20 protein-coding genes are annotated in these 18,262 nt (G+C 61.7%); 11 read left to right on the top strand and 9 right to left on the bottom strand.

Features of this window, described 5'->3' with window-relative positions; genetic code table 11:
- Positions 1-102: 102 nt before the first annotated feature.
- Positions 103-1,305, bottom strand: a complete 1,203-nt coding sequence (gene pcaF / locus PL79_RS00315; protein WP_044845776.1) for a 3-oxoadipyl-CoA thiolase — start codon at positions 1,303-1,305, stop codon at positions 103-105.
- 226 nt (positions 1,306-1,531) lie between these two features.
- On the opposite strand from pcaF, the gene PL79_RS00320 reads away from it, so the two are divergent.
- Positions 1,532-2,320, top strand: a complete 789-nt coding sequence (locus tag PL79_RS00320) for an IclR family transcriptional regulator (RefSeq protein ID WP_044845777.1) — start codon at positions 1,532-1,534, stop codon at positions 2,318-2,320.
- Between the two features lie 226 nt (positions 2,321-2,546).
- Here PL79_RS00320 and PL79_RS00325 read toward each other — a convergent pair whose 3' ends face one another.
- The 3 genes from PL79_RS00325 to PL79_RS00335 all read right to left on the bottom strand — a co-directional run bounded on the left by PL79_RS00325 (position 2,547) and on the right by PL79_RS00335 (position 6,253).
- Positions 2,547-3,878: an MFS transporter gene (locus tag PL79_RS00325; protein WP_044845778.1), complete on the bottom strand. Its 1,332-nt coding sequence runs from the start codon at positions 3,876-3,878 to the stop codon at positions 2,547-2,549.
- Between the two features lie 63 nt (positions 3,879-3,941).
- Positions 3,942-5,132 carry a M20 aminoacylase family protein gene (locus PL79_RS00330; RefSeq protein ID WP_044845779.1) on the bottom strand — a complete coding sequence of 397 codons (1,191 nt, stop codon included), beginning with the start codon at positions 5,130-5,132 and terminating at the stop codon, positions 3,942-3,944.
- Positions 5,133-5,737: 605 nt separating this feature from the next.
- Positions 5,738-6,253, bottom strand: coding sequence for a lipocalin-like domain-containing protein (locus tag PL79_RS00335; protein ID WP_082088575.1), 516 nt, complete (start codon positions 6,251-6,253; stop codon positions 5,738-5,740).
- Between the two features lie 310 nt (positions 6,254-6,563).
- Between PL79_RS00335 and PL79_RS00340 the strand changes: the two genes are divergently transcribed.
- Both PL79_RS00340 and PL79_RS00345 read left to right on the top strand, forming a co-directional pair.
- Complete coding sequence (locus tag PL79_RS00340) at positions 6,564-7,316, top strand: hypothetical protein (protein ID WP_235879166.1); 753 nt, start codon at positions 6,564-6,566, stop codon at positions 7,314-7,316.
- Positions 7,317-7,467: 151 nt separating this feature from the next.
- Positions 7,468-7,983: a hypothetical protein gene (locus PL79_RS00345; protein ID WP_044845780.1), complete on the top strand. Its 516-nt coding sequence runs from the start codon at positions 7,468-7,470 to the stop codon at positions 7,981-7,983.
- Between the two features lie 441 nt (positions 7,984-8,424).
- Here PL79_RS00345 and PL79_RS00350 read toward each other — a convergent pair whose 3' ends face one another.
- Both PL79_RS00350 and PL79_RS00355 read right to left on the bottom strand, forming a co-directional pair.
- Positions 8,425-8,850: a GlcG/HbpS family heme-binding protein gene (locus PL79_RS00350; RefSeq protein WP_044845781.1), complete on the bottom strand. Its 426-nt coding sequence runs from the start codon at positions 8,848-8,850 to the stop codon at positions 8,425-8,427.
- Positions 8,851-8,878: 28 nt separating this feature from the next.
- The gene (locus PL79_RS00355; RefSeq protein ID WP_044845782.1) at positions 8,879-9,889 is read right to left on the bottom strand and encodes a zinc-binding alcohol dehydrogenase family protein; all 1,011 of its coding nucleotides are present in this window, start codon (positions 9,887-9,889) and stop codon (positions 8,879-8,881) included.
- Positions 9,890-9,986: 97 nt separating this feature from the next.
- Here PL79_RS00355 and PL79_RS00360 point away from each other — a divergent pair, with 97 nt between their 5' ends.
- Positions 9,987-10,925: a LysR family transcriptional regulator gene (locus PL79_RS00360; protein WP_044845783.1), complete on the top strand. Its 939-nt coding sequence runs from the start codon at positions 9,987-9,989 to the stop codon at positions 10,923-10,925.
- Positions 10,926-11,084: 159 nt separating this feature from the next.
- Positions 11,085-11,258 (top strand): hypothetical protein, encoded by a 174-nt coding sequence (locus PL79_RS36395; protein ID WP_235879167.1) that lies wholly within the window; start codon positions 11,085-11,087, stop codon positions 11,256-11,258.
- A gap of 63 nt (positions 11,259-11,321) precedes the next feature.
- Here the strand turns inward: PL79_RS36395 and PL79_RS00370 are convergent, their stop codons facing one another.
- The 3 genes from PL79_RS00370 to PL79_RS00380 form a co-directional block, all read right to left on the bottom strand.
- The gene (locus tag PL79_RS00370) at positions 11,322-11,948 is read right to left on the bottom strand and encodes a zeta toxin family protein (RefSeq protein ID WP_044845859.1); all 627 of its coding nucleotides are present in this window, start codon (positions 11,946-11,948) and stop codon (positions 11,322-11,324) included.
- A gap of 65 nt (positions 11,949-12,013) precedes the next feature.
- Complete coding sequence (locus PL79_RS36400) at positions 12,014-12,697, bottom strand: hypothetical protein (RefSeq protein ID WP_235879168.1); 684 nt, start codon at positions 12,695-12,697, stop codon at positions 12,014-12,016.
- A complete protein-coding gene (locus PL79_RS00380; protein WP_082088566.1) occupies positions 12,694-13,527 on the bottom strand; it encodes a TIGR04255 family protein in 834 nt (277 codons plus the stop codon). Before PL79_RS00380 ends, PL79_RS36400 begins: the two co-directional genes overlap by 4 nt.
- Before the next feature lie 125 nt (positions 13,528-13,652).
- Between PL79_RS00380 and PL79_RS00385 the strand changes: the two genes are divergently transcribed.
- From PL79_RS00385 to PL79_RS00410, 6 genes are all read left to right on the top strand, one after another.
- Complete coding sequence (locus PL79_RS00385; protein WP_044845784.1) at positions 13,653-13,907, top strand: multiubiquitin domain-containing protein; 255 nt, start codon at positions 13,653-13,655, stop codon at positions 13,905-13,907.
- Positions 13,882-15,084, top strand: coding sequence for a ThiF family adenylyltransferase (locus PL79_RS00390; RefSeq protein WP_044845785.1), 1,203 nt, complete (start codon positions 13,882-13,884; stop codon positions 15,082-15,084). Before PL79_RS00385 ends, PL79_RS00390 begins: the two co-directional genes overlap by 26 nt.
- Positions 15,074-15,535 (top strand): DUF6527 family protein, encoded by a 462-nt coding sequence (locus PL79_RS00395; protein ID WP_082088567.1) that lies wholly within the window; start codon positions 15,074-15,076, stop codon positions 15,533-15,535. The genes PL79_RS00390 and PL79_RS00395 overlap by 11 nt, the downstream gene beginning before the upstream one ends.
- 297 nt (positions 15,536-15,832) lie before the next feature.
- Positions 15,833-16,390 carry a hypothetical protein gene (locus tag PL79_RS00400; RefSeq protein WP_126220993.1) on the top strand — a complete coding sequence of 186 codons (558 nt, stop codon included), beginning with the start codon at positions 15,833-15,835 and terminating at the stop codon, positions 16,388-16,390.
- A gap of 171 nt (positions 16,391-16,561) precedes the next feature.
- A complete protein-coding gene (locus PL79_RS00405; protein WP_126220994.1) occupies positions 16,562-17,125 on the top strand; it encodes a hypothetical protein in 564 nt (187 codons plus the stop codon).
- Positions 17,126-17,257: 132 nt separating this feature from the next.
- Positions 17,258-18,115 carry a hypothetical protein gene (locus PL79_RS00410; protein WP_126220995.1) on the top strand — a complete coding sequence of 286 codons (858 nt, stop codon included), beginning with the start codon at positions 17,258-17,260 and terminating at the stop codon, positions 18,113-18,115.
- The last annotated feature ends 147 nt before the right edge of the window (positions 18,116-18,262 follow it).

Here is an 18,262-nt window from a genome sequence, read left to right on the forward strand (position 1 = left end):
CGAAGTGGCCGGCACGACGAACGCGTGCCGGCCACTTCGCTGGATGAGTCGGGAAAGGGAACACGGCGAAGCAGCGCCTGCGCGCTTCGCCGCATCGCGCGATCAGACGCGTTCGATCGCGATCGCGATACCCTGGCCGACGCCGATGCACATCGTGCACAGTGCGAAGCGGCCGTTGGTGCGATGCAGCTGGTACATCGCGGTCGTCACGAGACGCGCACCCGACGCGCCGAGCGGATGGCCGAGCGCGATCGCGCCGCCGTTCGGGTTCACGCGCGGATCGTCGTCGGCGACGCCGAGCATGCGCAGCACCGCGAGACCCTGCGACGCGAATGCCTCGTTCAGCTCGATCACGTCGAACTGGTCGATCGTCATCCCGAGCCGCGCGAGCAGCTTCTGCGTGGCCGGCGCCGGGCCGATGCCCATCACGCGCGGCGCGACGCCGGCCGTCGCGATGCCGAGCACGCGCGCACGCGGCGTCAGGCCGAAGCGCTTCGCGGCTTCCGCGTTCGCGAGCAGCAGCGCGGCGGCGCCGTCGTTGACGCCCGACGCGTTGCCGGCCGTCACCGAGCCGTCCGGGCGCACGACGCCCTTCAGCTTCGCGAGCGTCTCGAGCGACGTTTCGCGCGGATGCTCGTCACGCGCAAAGACGACCGGATCGCCCTTCTTCTGCGGAATCGTGACCGGCACGATTTCCTCGGCGAGCGTGCCGTCCTGCTGCGCACGCGCGGCCTTCTGCTGGCTGCGCAGCGCGAACAGGTCCTGATCGGCGCGGCTGACGTTGTAGTCGACCGCGACGTTCTCGGCCGTCTCCGGCATCGAATCGACGCCATGCAGCTGTTTCATCAGCGGATTGACGAAGCGCCAGCCGATCGTCGTGTCGTAGATGTCGGCCTGGCGCGCGAACGCGCTGGCGGCCTTGCCCATCACGAACGGCGCGCGCGTCATGCTTTCGACGCCGCCGGCCACCATCAGCGCGGCCTCGCCCGACTTGATCGCGCGCGCGGCCACGCCGACCGCGTCCATCCCGGAACCGCACAGGCGGTTGATCGTCGAACCCGGCACGCCTTCCGGCAAACCCGCGAGCAGCGCGGACATGCGCGCGACGTTGCGGTTGTCCTCGCCGGCCTGGTTCGCGCAGCCGTAGATCACGTCGTCGATCGCCGTCCAGTCGACGTCGCGGTTGCGCTCGACGAGCGCCTTGAGCGGCACCGCGCCGAGGTCGTCGGCGCGCACGCCGGACAGCGCGCCGCCGTAGCGGCCGATCGGGGTACGAATCGCATCACACAGAAAAGCTTCGGTCATCAGTGTCTCCGGTCTCATGCAAGCTGGGAAGTGAGTGAAACGCGCCCCTTGCTTTGCCCGCCGGGATGCGCTTAAATGTTCTATATACGAACATAAGATCGTGTATCGAACGTCCAACGCATCATAGGGAGTGCGGGGACGACCTGTCAAGCGCCCGGTCCGCCGTGCGGTTGGCGTGTCAGGCCCCATGCGCTATCTTCTCGGCTGCACGACAATCCGACCGTTCATGACAACCGAAGACATCCAGACGAAACCGGGCGACTCCTATGTGCAGTCGTTCGCGCGCGGCCTCGCGGTGATCCGCGCATTCGACGCCCAGCGCCCGGAGCAGACGCTCACCGAGGTCGCCTCGGCCACCGGGCTCACGCGCGCCGGCGCACGCCGGATTCTGCTGACGCTGCAGACGCTCGGCTACGTCGAGGCGGACGGCCGGCTGTTCCGGCTCACGCCGAAGATCCTCGAGCTCGGCTTCGCGTATCTCACGTCGATGCCGTTCTGGAATCTCGCCGATCCGGTGATGGAGCAGTTGTCCGCGCAGATCCACGAAAGCTGCTCGGCCGCCGTGCTCGACCGCACCGAGATCGTCTACGTGCTGCGCGTGCCGACCCGCAAGATCATGACGATCAACCTGTCGATCGGCAGCCGCCTGCCCGCGTACTGCACGTCGATGGGCCGCGTGCTGCTGGCGGCGCTCGACGACGCGGCGCTCGACGAAACGCTCGCGCAGAGCGGCATCCGCGCGCATACGCCGCGCACGATCACCGACATCGGCGAACTGAAGGCGACGATCGCACAGGTGCGCCAGCAAGGCTGGGCCGTGGTCGACCAGGAACTGGAAGTGGGCTTGATGTCGATCTCCGCGCCGATCCGCAACCGGCGCGGGCAGGTGATCGCCGCGATGAACATCAGCGGCAACGCGCAGCGGCACACCGCGAAGCAGATGGTGAAGGAGTTTCTCGGGCCGCTGCAGCAGGCCGCGCAGACGGTGTCGGAACTGGTCGCGCGGCGCGGGTGAGCGGTGACTTCGCGTGCCGGATCGGCAACACGATCATTCGCGGATAGCGCGGATATAAAGACGGGCGGCATAAGCCGCCCGCTCAACCCTCAGACTCTGCTTGCAACGCCCTTCTCTCGGAACGCGGAGCCCCCTCCGCATCGCTCAATTTAGGGATGCGGCACAGCCCCGTCAATTTGACGAAAACGAAATTGCACCGCGTCGCTTCGGACAGCGGCATCCCGCATCAGTCCATCGACTCGCGCGCCGTCTCGCGCAGCATCGCGACCGCGATCAGCGACAGCACCACGCACGCGGCCACGTAGCCGGCCGGCGCGAGCTTGCTGCCCGTCGTCTTCACCAGCCAGGTCGCGATCAGCTGCGCGGTGCCGCCGAAGATCGTCACCGCGAGCGCATACGCGATCGAGATGCCCGTCGCGCGTACGTGGCGCGGCAGCGATTCGCACATCAGCGCCATTTCGGATGCCGACCCGAGCGAATAGAACAGCAGCATCAGCGCGGTCAGCGGCAGGATCACCGACAGCGTCGGATGATGGTTCATCAGCCAGAACGCCGGGAACAGCAGCAGCACCAGCACGCCGCGCCCGACGAAGATCGGCAGGCGCCGGCTGCCGAGGCGGTCCGACAGCCAGCCGAACAGCGGACACGTCACCAGCATCACGCAGCCCGACGCGACGCCGACGAACATCGACAGCTTCATCGGCAGCCCGAGCGTATGGATCGCATAGGTCGGCATGTAGAAGGTCAGGATGTAGGTCGACACCGTGCCGCCCATCACCGTCAGCATCAGCAGCAGCACCGTGCGCGTGTGCTGCGAGAACAGCTCGCGCAGCACGCCGCGTTCGATCCCGTGATGGTTGTCGCCGGGCGCATCGTCCGCGAGCCGGCGGCGCAAGTACATGCCCACCGGCGCGATCAGCACGCCCACGAGGAACGGCAGGCGCCAGCCCCAGCCCTCGAGCGCGTCCTTCGTCAGCGTGTTCGACAGCAGCGCCGCGAAGCCCGAACCCATCAGCGCCGCACCGCCCTGCGTCGCGAGCTGCCAGCTCGCGCGGAACGCGCGGTGCGACGTGCCGCCCTGCTCAATCAGCGTGGACGTCGCCGCGCCGAACTCGCCGCCCTGCGAGAAGCCCTGCATCAGCCGCGCGAAGACCACCAGCAGCGGCGCGGCCACGCCGACCTGCGCGTAGGTCGGCGCGATCGCGATCAGGCCGGTGCCGAGCGCCATCAGCATGATCGTCAGGTTCAACGCGGCCTTGCGGCCCTTGCGGTCCGCATAGACGCCGAGCACGACGCTGCCGAGCGGCCGCGTGAAGAAACCGGCGGCGAACGTCGCGACCGACAGCAAGAGCGACGTGGTCGGATCGCTCGACGGGAAGAACAGCTTGCCGATCAGCACCGCGAAAAAGCCGTACACGGTGAAATCGAAGAACTCCAGCCAGTTGCCGATCACGGCCGCCGCGATCGCGCCGCGCTTCGTGACGGCCGGCGCGCCATGCGCATCGGTTGCGGCGGCGCCCGTCGACGCGGGGTGCAGCGCGAGATGGTCTTTCTGCATCGTTCGTCTCTCCTCTCAATGCGGCCGGAAGCGCCGGCCGCTCGTCGCGTGCCGCCGCCGGGGTTACTGCCCGAGGTAACGCTCCACGAGGCGCGTCCAGAACGCCGCGCCGATCGGCAGGTTGCGATCGTTGAAGTCGTACTTCGGGTTGTGCACCATGCAGCCGTCCTCGCCTTCGCCGTTGCCGAGCCGCACGAACGAGCCGGGCCGCTGCTGCAGCATGAACGCGAAATCCTCGCTGCCCATCAGCAGGTCGGCCTGCTCGACCACATGCGCGTCGCCGACCAGTTCGCGCGCGACCTGCGCGGCGAAATCCGTTTCGGCATCCGTATTGACGACGACCGGATAGCCTTCGATGTACTCGACGTGCGCGGTCGCGCCATAGCTCGCGGCCTGCGACTCGGCGAGCTCGACGATGCGGCGCTTGAGCAGCGCGCGCACGTCGGGGCTGAACGAACGCACGCTGAGTTCGAGACGCGCGCCGTTCGGGATCACGTTGTTCGCGGTGCCCGCGTGCATCGAGCCGACCGTGACGACCGCCGGCTGCGACGGGTCGACGTTGCGCGCGACGATCGTCTGCAGCGCCATCACGATGCTGGCCGCGACGACCACCGGATCGACCGTCAGGTGCGGCCGCGCCGCGTGGCCGCCGACGCCCTCGATCGAGATGATCGCCTTGTCGCCGGCCGACATGAACGGGCCGCGCCGCGTGAGGAACACGCCGGGCGCCGCGCCCGGATGGTTGTGCATGCCGAACACCGCATCGCACGGAAAGCGCTCGAACAGGCCGTCGTCGATCATCTTCTTCGCGCCGCTGTCGACGCCGTGCTCTTCCGCCGGCTGGAAATACAGGTGCACGGTGCCGGAGAAATTGCGCGTCTTCGCGAGGTGTTGCGCGGCACCGAGCAGCATCGTGGTGTGGCCGTCGTGGCCGCACGCGTGCATCTTGCCGTGCGTGCCGCTCGCATACGGCAGGCCGGTCGCCTCGAGGATCGGCAGCGCGTCCATGTCCGCGCGGATGCCGATGCTGCGCGTGCCGTCGCCCGCGCGCAGCGTGCCGACCACACCCGTCTTGCCGACCCCGCGCGTCACCTGCCAGCCCCACTGCTCGAGCTTGTCCGCGACGAGCGCCGCCGTTTCGTGCTCCTCGTACGCGAGTTCCGGGTGGCGGTGAATGTGATGGCGGATCTCGCGCAGCCCGCCGGCGGCGGGCATCAGATCCTCGATTTCGGTGAATCGGGCGTCGGTGGTCATCAAGCGGCTCCTGCTGATCGTCAGCGTGTCAGCCGCACGCAAACGGTGCGTGCGGGAAAGCGAGCCACTATAGCGAGCCGATATCGGTTCAATAAGATGCGGAATTTTTCACCGCGATAAGCTTTATTAATCAGGGTTAACGCGGGCAAAGGTCGCCGGCATGTGATCTTCGATTAGATATGGATACGACTTTCGATTAGATGCGGATACGGGTACCCAACACCGGCCCGGTACGCCCGCAGTACATGGCGTATCCACATCTAATCGAAAACGGCTTTGAGCCCGCCCGGGAGGCTACTTCACATTCCCGCCCGCAAGTCAATAGGCGGCCCGATGGGAGATCGAACCGGGTATTCCGAACGCTCCGTTCGCAGAATTCGCATAGCCTCTTTGAAAGGTCCCGCCGCGGCCGGCGCGAACGGCGCGAGCGGAGCATCTTGTCCAGCAGGGTCTGCCTGTCTCTAGGTCGCCTAAGAACGAGGCATATAAGGCCACAACCCGCCCGGCGCCTCCCGATCGCCTTGCGTGCCGGCATCGATCCAGCACGCCACGACAGCGGCGCTCAATCCCGGGGCGGTCATTCCGAGCACTCCCCCTGTACTCGATCATTTGGCTCGCCTTAGCACGACCTCACCCGAGCCTCCTCCCCCCGAGGCTGCCGGCGTGGTCCACCTGAGTTCGTCTCCCGAGAGGACAAACGGCCTGCGCTGCTCAACCCCGTTCCAGTTTGGAAATGTGCTTGTGTCGATGCGAAAGGTGATGGTTTTGTCTGCTTCGTTTACGACGTACGTACCAAAGTGGGCGATCGAACCTTGCACCACGGCGCGGTATTCCTCTGCACTGCCTTTCATGCGATCGTTGGATACATACTTGGGTAGATCGCTGCGCGAATTCACCAGTGCGTAGTGACCATGGCCGTCAAAAATCACGAGCCCGTGCGGATTGGGTCCGTACATGGGTGTGCGGCTTCCGTCCGGGCGGACAGTGTCGACCGAGACATATGTCCATGCGCCGGCCAGTTGCTGGTCCACTGACTGTTGACTTAACGCAACGCCCGATTGAAGCGTCAGTACCAGAAGCCCCCATCGCGAAGCGGTGATGACGATGCGGATTTGATTCACGGCCCCTCCTCTCGCAAAGCGACCCATTGCGACAAATATAGAATGTGCGCAACGAAAGGCAGAGGAAATCGCCGCCGCTCCGAATGCTCGGTGCGCGTGCAAACGTGTCCGCGCGACGACCGCGTCCCCCTCGCTAAGTACCGGGCCGATACTTGCATCCGCCGGCCATGTGGATTGCCACGGCGAAGTTCAATCTGTCTCTAGACGCCTGCTCAGACATTACCCGCTGCGCGTCGACCTGGAGGGTTTCGGGTGCGGCGTGGCCCGGAGTCTGGGCCACTGCGGAATACCATCTGGTTCCGCGCCGCTCATGGCCTACAGATTTCTGGCGCGCAAGCTGCACTTGGGCTGCATGGCCTGCAAACGTGGGCCGGGAAAAACGGCGGGAGGCCTTCGTGGTCCAGCAACTCAAGGGCAAGCGAATATTTGCACCGTCATGCGCTGGCTACGCAGCTATACGGGCCAAGCCCACTCCTTCACGTACCCCATGCAGCTCAAAGCAACTCGAGAAGCCCACGCTGGAACCGTCGACGCACTGGTTTCTTTCATGAATGACTGCCAGTTCGGCGCCTCAGACCTGACGGCCGCGACCGTTTCGCTCGCGCTCGAATACGTCTATCAACCCCACCCGCGCTTCTGGCGGGACTTCAACGTGGCATTCCTTGTCCGGGCGCTCACGCTGTGCGTTCGCGATTGGCGCGCCGCCGTCAATAGCGCCGGTCATGCCTCAGGAGGCGCCACAAGGCTGCTCGCGGACGTCGAGGAATACGTGCGCGTCAACGCGTTCGACGAAGCAAATGCCGAAATGCTGAGGACGTTGCCGGTCCACATGCGACCGACCGACGGAGCCACCGCGTTCGAGTGGCTTTCCGCGCAACTGGCCAGGAACGGAATGATGGAGGAACTCAATTTCGCGCGGCGAGACGGCGATGTCTGCGGCGACGGCGCGCTCGATGCGCTGCATTGCATCGAGGAAGCGGCAGCCGGGCGACACATCGAGAGGACGGGGACGCTCATCGCTCGAGTGTATCGCGACGCAGTGGTGAAGGAGCATGCGGTGTGAGCGTCGTCCGGCTCGTAAGTGGGACAGTTTGCTGGGCGCGAGAATGCGATCGTCACGCCGATTGGATTGCGCGTCACCCCTGACCTCGATTGGAATTGCGCCCACCGCTTCGCACATACCTGACATATCTGGACCAAACACACCCACCGATATGATTCAATTCACGGAAGAGCAGATAGCTGCCAGAGAGCTCCGAAACGCCGCATACCACGAAGCGGGCCACAAAATGCTCTACGAGCGCTTCGGCGGCGCTGGCGACGCAGTCGTGTGGAAAAACGAGAGTGGTAATCCTGAGGAAAGGGCGTGGCTTGGCCAGTTCCGTCCCCGCACCTGCCCCGAGGAGATGCGCAGAACGGCGTTGAACCATGGGTTTCCCGCTGCCGAGCTACCTGAGAATTGGATGGTGCTCGTCGGCATGGCAGGCCTGTTGGCCGAGGACATCCTGAGCGGCGAGACGGATGATACGGGCGCCATGGCGGATACCCTGTTTCTCAGAATTTCCTTTGGAGAGGCATCGCCCTCCGACCTCGCGCACATGGGCGTCACGGATATCGAAAACTGCGGACTGAGCTATGAGGTGGTCGACGAAGCCGTGCGGATGCTGCGCGAGGGATGGCCGGTCGTGCAGAAAGAAGCCGAGTATTTGATAAAAGCCGTGGCAAGCTGACCCGCGTGCGACGGAATTGTGTGAGTCAACACCCGCCTGCGCCATGTGATGCGGCGATTTTTCCGGCTGGCTGGCCATGTGATCGGCGCGAACCATCCCGTAATCGCCGAAAAGTTGCGACGCGCGAGCTCGTATTGGCCCGCCACGCCCAGGAAACGCGCTCTCGCTCGCGGAGCCAAACTGACGACGGTGCGCGATAGCCTGCGTCATGCATCGATTTCGACCACCACTGTTTGCCTGCGAGCGACGGACCGGCCAGATAAATCAGGCGTTCGCAGCACGATAGTTGGCCTGCCCGCATCGACCTATTTCTCTGTTCGACCCGAAGCCGCCGTTCGAGCCGCCAGAGCTTCCGTCCGCGCCGGTCCCTCACGAGCAACGGTTTCGCCTTTGTGGAACGTTTATCGATTGACGGCCAGGCGATCGCTCAACGGCCCAGGCTTACTGATTAAACCCTGCCTGGCGCAGCGCTTCCTCAGCGGCGTCGTGGTCTTGAGCCGATGTTCCGCCAGAAACGCCGATGCCCCCGACCAGACGCCCTTCGTGAAAGATCGGGACGCCGCCACCGACCGGCATCAGCCGCGGATGGTGCGCCAGCGGGGCAACGGCGGGCTCGGCCATGTACTGATTCCATTGGTGCGTGGCCATGCCGAACGACGCGGCGGTCCATGCTTTGTCGATGGCGACGTCAACAGTCAGGAACGGGGCGGCATCCGCACGCTCGAACGCGCGCAGGTGACCGCCTGCATCGGTAATCGCGATTGTCGCGGCGAATCCTCGCGCGGCGCACGCGCGGCGGGCTTCGGCCATCAATGCTTGTGCGGCTTCCAGGCTAATTGTGGTCGTGTTAATGATTGGCGATGTCATGATGGTTTCCGTTGTCAGAAGGGGTTCACTAGTTGGCGACGACGACCTTGCCGATCATGTTGCCGGCTTCGACCAGCGCATGCGCTTCGGTCAGACCTGCGGCGTTGATGCCGTCAATGCGTCGGGTCAGGGTGTGTTTTAGCCGCCCCTGATCGACCAGTTGCGCCGCGCGGCGCAGCAATGCGTGTTGTCGTGCAATGGTGCCGGTGCTAAACATCGCGCGGGTGAACATCAGTTCCCAGTGAATCGAGATGGATTTTCCCTTGAACGGACCGATGTCCAGACCCACCGGGTCGTCGATGAGGGCGAACTGGCCTTCCGGGCGCAGCACGGCAGCGATCTGAGTCACATAGGCGGCGCTGTTGTTCAACCCGGCAACATGGGTGACATGCTCGATACCGAGCGCGGCTAATTGCGGCGCCCAGGGTTCATGGTGATCGAGGACGTGATGGGCGCCATGTGCCAGCACCCACTCGCGGGTTTGCGGCCGCGAGGCCGTGCCGATGACCGTCACACCAGTCAATTCGCGCGCCAGTTGCGTCAGGATCGAGCCCACACCGCCAGCTGCGCCGATGACGAGCAGCACGTTGTGGTCGGTCGGGTCCGCCGCCTGAACGCGCAGGCGGTCGAACAGCAGTTCCCATGCGGTGATCGTCGTCAGCGGCAACGACGCGGCTTCGGCGAAGTCCAGTGAGTTCGGCATGGGGCCGACGATGCGTTCGTCCACGGCGTGCAGTTCGCTGTTGCTGCCGGGCCGCGTGATATCGCCGGCGTACCAGACACGGTCGCCTGCCTTGAAGCGCGTGGCCAGCGGACCGGTCGCGCGAACGATTCCCGTCGCGTCCCAGCCGGCGATACGGGCACCGCCTTCCGGAATATCTCCGCCGCCCCGGATCTTGGTATCGACCGGGTTGACCGATACCGCCTTTACTTCCACCAACAGATCGTGGTCGCGCAGTTCCGGCGTGGGCAGCTCGATATCGTGCAGCGCCTGCGGGTAGCTGATGGGGTGGTTCTGATAGAAGCCGATGGCTTTCATACACAGGGTCTCCAAGAGTGATTGAGACCATGTTATCTTTCATCGATATGCGGATAAATACCAGTTTTTCCCAAACAATTTCGTCATTTCAGCGAAAATGATACGACTCGATGACGTTCAGATCTTCGTGCACACGGTGGACTACGGCAGCTTCTCGGAGGCGGCACGCCAGCTGAATATCGCGCCAGCTCACGCGAGTGCATCAGTTCAGCGGCTCGAAAAAGCATTGGACACGCGCCTGTTCACTCGTTCGACGCGCAGCATGCAGCTGTCGGAAGCTGGCGAGCGCTACCTGCCGCATGCGCGGGTCATGATTGGCGCGCTGGAGCAAGGCCAGCAGGCCCTGGAAAGCGGCCGGGGGGCGCTGTCCGGCCCGCTGCGGCTGTCCGCCCCATCTGACTTTGGGCGAAACCTGCTATTGCCGTGGCTGGATGAATTTCAACACCAGCACCCGGGTTTGTCGCTGCACCTCAAAATGAGCGACCGCGCGGCCGACCTCATCCGCCAGCCGTTGGATGCCGTCGTGCGCTACGGAGCGCTACCCGATTCGTCTCTGCTGGCCTTGAAGCTGGTCGACAACAACCGGCGGGCATTGTGCGCCGCGCCGTCATACCTCAAACAACATGGCGCACCGGCCAAAGTTGATGACCTGCGGCGACACAATTGCCTTCGGTACGTCTGGAGCGAGCAGCTCCATGAGCGCTGGCGATTTACCCCACCTGGAGGCGAGCGCACCGTGGCAGTCACGGGCAATCGCGTCAGCGACGATGCCGATGCCGTTCGTCGCTGGGCGGTAGCCGGGGAAGGCCTTGTCTACAAGTCGCGACTAGACCTCATCGACGATCTGAAGGCAGGCCGGCTAGTGGAGATATTTCCTCCCGAGGACTGTGAGCCTGCGCCGCTGCACCTGATTTGCGCCCACCGCGCGCAACTGACGCCCGCGATTAACCAGTTGCATTTCTTCCTACGCGAGCGCTGCTCGGCGTTGCTTGCCAGTCATCCATATGGGGGCACTCAGGCTGTACTCGCGACTTAATTGACCGCCTAGGTTGCTCTCGGACATCGGCGAGTACATGCGCGTCAGCACGTTTGATGAAGCCAATGCAGAAATGCTGCGTGCACTACCGAGCCACAGCGACCGACAGATGGAGACACCGCATTCGACTGGATTTCGGCTGAGTTGACGAGAAAAGGAATGACGGTGGAACTCGAGTTCGCTCGACGAGACAGGGATGTCTGCGGTAACTGGGCGCTAGACGCGTTGCATTGCATCGAGGAAGCAGCAGCCGGCCGGTCCATCGAGAGGACCGGAATGCTCATAGCGAAGGTGTATCGCGACGCAGTCGTGAAGGAGCACGTCGTGCAATGAGCGCCCGCGCGAACCGCCGTCACGTGCCTGAGCTTGCCGCGCCAACATAGGGCGCGACACGAACTATGGAAGAATCATCGACCACCACGCAGGCATCTCGTCATGTAAGGCCAGTACGGCCCCGTTCTTTACAATGGCGACCGGTCGATGCGTGCCCTGCCCATCCTGCCGATCTGGAGAGTTGTCAAAAAACACGGCGAGCGGCACGATTTGCAGCGCTTTTTGCGCATTAGTAAAGACGCGCGGAAACCGCGCCTGCTGCACATCGGACGGGACGTCATGTCCTCCACCGCCGACCCGGTGTTGAACGCGCTGTTGGGCAAGCTGCACATTGTCCAGTCCAACAAAGAACATGATGACGTAGTACCCGGCGGCGACTCCACGTCGCAGTTCGTCAAGTTTGTGCCCGTACGGATCCGAAAAGACCGTTTCGAAGACGAAGTGGCTTTGAGCGCCCGGAGCCGCAGACAAGAGCAACTCGCGCCGGCGTGTCGCCTCGGCTTGCGCCTCCCGAGCAGTCTCTACCGTTTGCGGAGCTTGCGGGTCCGTTTGCGCCGCTTCGTTCAACTCACGCTCGATCTCGTCGGCGTTTATATATTCAGCCCCTAAGGCGTCTTCCAGCATTGGCTCCAGCTTTTTCCGCCAAAGCGTGGTCTTGCCAGCCCCATTGGGACCGGCAATCATGACCATGAGAGATTTGTCTCCTGCGCCTGCTATAAGCTCGTCAAGGAACAAGTCATAGAGCTGCGCCCCCGTCAACTCAGATCCATCCCGAATTTGTTCGCGTTCTTACGAAGATTTTCGACGCCCTTCTTCAACGCTTCGCGCTGGCCTGCTCGGTGTTGCCGGGTACGTGCGGTTGGACTGGTGGCTCGCGCCAGTAGCTCATACGCGTGCGCGAATTCTCCCTGGTCCAGTTGCTGGCCGCAGAGCATCTGCAGCAGTGTTGTGTCTTTCCCTGGGATGATTTCGACCAGGTATTTCCCGGCCAGCGGCGCGTAACTGCTCCATTGCTTGGCGATTTGGTACAACCGCCAGAGTCGGCTACGGTTGGACGAACTGAGCTTCTCCATCCGCTCGGTGCGCATCCATGCATAGATCGTAATCCGCTCAACCTGCAAGGTCTGCGCGAGCTGCGTGACATTTAAGCCAAATGCCGAGCGCAGTTTTTCCACCATCTCTGCGGGCGTCGTCAGGGCCGGCTCGGACGGGTGCCCGGCCGAAGCAAGTTGAAGTGGCAGTGGCACCGCCGCGTTGACGCTTGTTCCAAGGTACTGCTGCTGGGAATCGCTAAGACAGATCACGACTGTCAGTAGTGCGGTACCGCAGTCAAGAGCCGTTCTCAATTCGCGAACACCCGTGGACCCGGACTGACGCCAGATTGCATCCTGTCCGATCGCCGAGCTCAATTTCGCGTCGCGCTCGGAGGCATAGATCATTTCGCGTCTCCTTTTGCTTTGTCAGTTTGCCATTCGTCATGCGCCAACGGGCTAATCATGGCGCGGAACGCAGACGATACGTCCGTATGCATTTGGGTGAACAGTTGATCGACGGTGGCTCGACCGGCGTTGTGTTCCCCGTCTATCCAGCGATCGCTGTCGATAACCGCGCACTCGCCGACATTGACATGCACCGATTGGTGCCGAGGCGTCAGCATCCCTTGGAGATCCATAGGCAACGTTGGCACACCGACACCGCGCATGAACTGCAGGCGCATTCTGCCAGGCGGAAAAGCGACGTCCACCATCGAAACGTGCAGATCGGGCCCCCGGGCAGCGCCAGGCAGTTCGGGCATACCGGCGAGGTTCCAAGGCGCATTGACGTAGTCCTCGGGGCGCCGCCCGCGGGTGGGGATCACAAAATCGACATAGCGCAGGCCAAGGCGCGTCACAGTCGTGACTTGCGCGTCGCCCAGGGCGTCGATGATTTCGAGCCACTGATCGCGGAAGTGCGGTGAGTCTACATAAGACGTGACGGCGTATGTAAGGGAGCCCGGCTGCACGCGCACCATGCCGTCTACGTCACTGTTGACCAGGTCATATCCGACAGACTGGGTCGTTCGCGGTGGACCGCCATTCGGGTTGATCTCAATTCCCAAGCTATTTGTCTGACTAATAGTTGGAAACCGACTGCCGATTCGTGTCGTGATTGCGTCGCGCAGGTGCTCTGGCGCTGCCGCGGCGCTAGGCAAAAAGCGGACTTGGGCAAGTACAAAGACTAACGGCGCGTTGGCCCATTGCCCCTTCTGGGGGACGGCGTTGCTACTCAAGCGGACTCCTTCCGGTTCGTCGATGAACAGATTTTACACCGCACTTTACACCTTACACAAAATCTGACAGAATTTCCTCACCTTACACGAAACCTGACATTTTTTAGTCAAAGGAGGCTAAAACCATGTCTACCCCGACACATACGACGACCATCATCGTCAACCTCGATCAGGTCCAGGTGCACGAAGCCAAGCTGACATACGCGCAGCTGGTGCACTTGGCGTACCCGCAGGATCCGCCTGCAGATACCTCCGATATCGTTTATACGGTTACGGTCGATTATCCGGACGGGCAAAGCCTGTCGCTGGCACGGGGCGAAAAGCCCGTACCGGTTAAAGAAGGGATGGTGTGCCATGTCCGCAAAACCGGCCGTTCTTGATGCAGTGCTCGCTCCGTTCCTCGCTGCGGGGTTGCGAGTGACGGTGCAGGGGTCGTACTTGCTGTTGCACGACGTGCCAGTTGTCGACGACAAGAAACAGCTTCAGCTCGGCACCCTGATCGCAACGCTCATCTATACCGACAGCCAGGTAACACCACCCGCAACGCATCAAGCGTGGTTCGACGGCCCGTTCCCGTGCTTCGCGAATGGCGGCACGATAGAACAGTTGCGACATTCGGACGTCGCTGGGGGATTAGTCGCGCCCGAAGTTCCTGCTCGGTTCTACTTCTCCAACAAGGATGACGGCTGGACTGGTTACGCGACGCATTTCGATCAGCTGATGCACTACTGGCGCATCATCACGGACCAGGCGCGGGTGATCGATCCTCAGTGCACACGCCCTCTCGGGCACGGATCATCACAGGTCGCGCCTCGGACCTCTCCGTTCCGCTACCCCGACGCATGCTCCGCTCGCGGCAACTTTGTTATGGCCTCAGAACGCTTAGCCAACTTGCGCATCGCGATCATTGGATTGGGGGGGACCGGGTCCTACGTGCTGGACCAGGTAGCGAAGACACCGGTGCGGGAAATCCATCTTTTCGATGGCGACGTGTTCGAACTGCACAACGCCTTCCGGGCGCCGGCAGCAGCGTGCGAGACGAGTTTTGGCAGCTCCAAAGTCGCCTATTTCGCGCAACTGTACGGTCCAATGCATACTGGAATCGTCGAACATCCTGCGTACGTGACGGAAGCCAATGTTGGCCTGCTGGCGCAGTTTGACTTCGCTTTCGTCTGTGTCGACAAAGGCCCAGCGCGGCGGCTGATCTGCGCCAACCTCATCGCCCAAGGCGTGCCTTTCATCGACTGTGGCATGGACATGTCCCTCTCCGCAGCCCAGCAGATCTTCGGAACTTGCCGCGTCACAGTGGCCACACCCGGTCGAAACGGGCATTTCTTTGATCGCGCTCCCACTATGGAAGACGCTGGCGATGCGCTGTACGACCAAAACATCCAGATCGCGGATGCGAATGCGCTCAACGCCATCCTGGCCGTCATGCGGTGGAAGCAGCATTTCGGCTTCTATGCGATGAACTGGGACTGGCACCAGTTGGAGTTTGTCATCAGCTCAATGGCGTTGGCTAAAGCAGAAAGAACGGAGGGCGAGGATGCGAATTGACCGCGTCACGCCGGAACTGGTAGAGCTCGCACCTCGCGTGCTGGAACCAGGGCGGCTCTATATTAGCGAGAAGTATCGTGCCGCCGTGCACCTCTGCTGCTGTGGATGCGGGGAAAAGGTGGTGACGCCTCTCTCCCCCGCAGAATGGCGCATCGAGCTTAGAGAGGGGCGAGTTTCCATGCGTCCGTCGATTGGAAACTGGTCAATGGCCTGCCAGTCTCATTACTGGATTCGTAATAACAGGGTGGTCTGGAGCGGACAGATGTCCAAGAGCCAGATCAGGGCAGTTTTTGAACGTGATCGTCGGGACTTGCAAGCGATGCATCGCAGCGCCCAAGAGCCGCGAATCGAGGACCGGAATTCCTCACTTCCCCCGCCTGTCAGCCCGAAGCAGGAACGCATTAGCTGGCGTTCATGGCTGAAGCAGTTTTGGCATTGGCTCACTCGCTAAGCTGGCGCTTTACAACGGCACGAAGAAGCAATGCGGACAACCGATCGCGCGAGTTCAGCCGGCTGCTCCGAGCCTCAAGGGGCTTGAGAAAAATCGCGGTCTGGTGCGTACGATGCAAGACGTTACAGTCGAATCAGCAGGCAGCGCTGAATTTTGGAGGCACCGGAACTTCAACCCCGTTTGGCGCCGGACGGAGCAGCATTGTGTATTGTCAAGTCGCGGTCGGAACATCGATTGCGAATTGGCGCTCGAGAGGTTGGAGGCAGCCACACGTGTTGGTCAACATGCGGACAGAGAATGCAAACAATAGCGTGTCTTGGCTGGGGTTCTCTCGTTTGGGATACGCGAGAGCTCCCCATTCGAAATGGATGGTTTAACGACGGTCCCCTAGTACCTGTCGAATTTCTTCGTCAGTCGAAAGACGGAAGAATCACGCTGGTTATTGATGAAGGTGGGCCGCCCGTCCGCGTGCTGTGGGCGCTGATGGAAGCGACGAACATTCAAGACGCATGCCGTGCGCTGGCTGAGCGAGAGGGGATGCCCGAGAAGAACTGGTCGAAGCATGTCGGAGCGTGGGTACATGACGACGCGCCGCCGATCGTGATGCCAGCACTAGGCCAATGGGCACAAGCTTCCGGGATCAACGGAGTAGTATGGACGGCTCTGCCGCCGAAGCTGGACACCCGAGACGGGTATCGCCCGACCTCTGATGAAGTGGTCGCGTACCTTGCGTCTCTCGAAGGGCAGCAGCGCGAGGTTGCAGAGCGGTATGTCCGCAAGGCGCCACGCCAGATTGATACTCCCTTCCGTCGACGCATCGAATCCGTTCTTCACTGGACCGCCAGCGACGAATAGCGCTTTACGTTAGTCTTTGCTCTGTAAACGTCACCATCCGGGCCGTTTGGCAACGCCGCCACGAACGACCACCTGCGACCGTCCATAGGAACCAAAATCTGGCTATATCCCCTTCATTTTCTCCCCAATTAGTCGTTATTAGCTTGTCGACTCATGATGGGGAGAAAGTAGTTGCAAAAGGACACGACCGATAGCCTTGCTACGTCCAGCGCGCAAACTTACGACGTGCTCAATAACTGGGAACTCGGAACCTCGGCTGTTAGTTTCGTCATGGTGTTCGCACTTCTCGTTGTGCTGCCGGGATATGACCTGTACGAGCACGTCCTGCCGCCATCATGGCGCGGCACGGCCAACGGCGTGCTCGGAGGTGCGATAGGTGTTTTTGCATTCATCGCATCCAAGCTTCGGGACGATGAACGGTTACGCCTGACTGTGCTTGGCAAAGAGCCGGCGTCAAAGGAGCACGTCAGTTATCTGCGCAATCGCCTGTTGTCGGGGATCCCATCCGGTTTCGTACTGTCGGCCCTGCTTGCCGCCTATCTTCCCAATTCGACCGATGCGCTACTTACCGCGGCCGGCATCGTTGGAGGAGCGTCTAGCACACTGCTCTCAACTGTAGCGTCTGCCGTAGAGACATTCGCCGCCAAGTTGGGAAATCCTCGGAAGCCAGCATCCACCTCACGTTCATCTCGTATTGTGAGACAGCGCCACGGTGGCTCAGGTCAGAAGCGGTAGGTTCATAGACGAGCGTCATGGATCCATCGGAACACCATCGCCCGACTGAAATCACTGCTGCTACGGAGCCGCCGTTGTAGCCTCGTCTCCCCCGGAATCAATAATCGAAGCCTTTCAATTTACAAGAATTCTATGTACCTCTACTTTCCCCCTCCCGCGAATTGGCAAGACTTCCAGACCCTTGCGGCACGTGCGGTATGCAATATATGCGACGAACCGACGGTACATGAATATGGCCGTCAGGGACAACGTCAGCATGGTGTAGATGTGCACGGCGAGATGTACGACGGTCGGCAGCTGGGGTTGCAATGCAAGGAGATGAAGCCAGGCAAGAAATTGACAAAGGCCCTTATTGAGAAAGAGGCAGCGCTGGCACTTTCATTTCGCCCATCGCTCGATCTTTTCATTGTTACCACTACGCTGCCGAACGACACAGAAGCACATGATGCAGTAGGCGAGCTAAACGCTTCAAAGGCGTACAGCTTCAAGATCGCTTACTGGAGTTGGGACCATTATGTCGATGTTCTCAACCGATCCTCACAGTTGGTAGATTCAACCTACAAAGCCTATGCGGCAGGATTGGGCTATGACCAACAGCGTGCTCATTTGATCGCCCTCCACGAAGCTTTCGATCGGCCGTGTTTTGTGGACGATTTCGCGCATGAGCTAAGCAATACCGACTTTATGGAAGCCATGTCAGATATGCGACTTTTCTTGAAATCAGGACTTTTGCGCGACAGATTGTCTAACCAAATCATTTCCACTACATACGCCTTAACGATGCTGCCAAAAGGACCGGAGCGGGATCTTACGACGCACCTCCTGAAGAGTATCGACGACATCAGGAATAATGCCATCAAAGATCACACTGGTAACGTACTCGACGCGCAGAAGGCTCCCTTTTACAACGCCCTTCGTAAGGCTTTGATCGTGCGGCTCAATGCGGCCTTGGACGCCGGAGGGCTGCCGACGGTAAAACTTCGGTACTGAGCGCTTTCATGGCGAATGATTGATGATGCGCGGCTCACCCTGGGCTGCGCCTCTGCACCGTTTCTCCGCTCGACCACGTCAGGTCATTCTGGGTATGCTGATGAGCGACTGGCCACGTCTGCAGCGGAACCAGGGTAGCCGAAAACG

This window comes from Burkholderia sp. USMB20 (assembly GCF_000949135.2).
Taxonomy (GTDB): domain Bacteria; phylum Pseudomonadota; class Gammaproteobacteria; order Burkholderiales; family Burkholderiaceae; genus Burkholderia.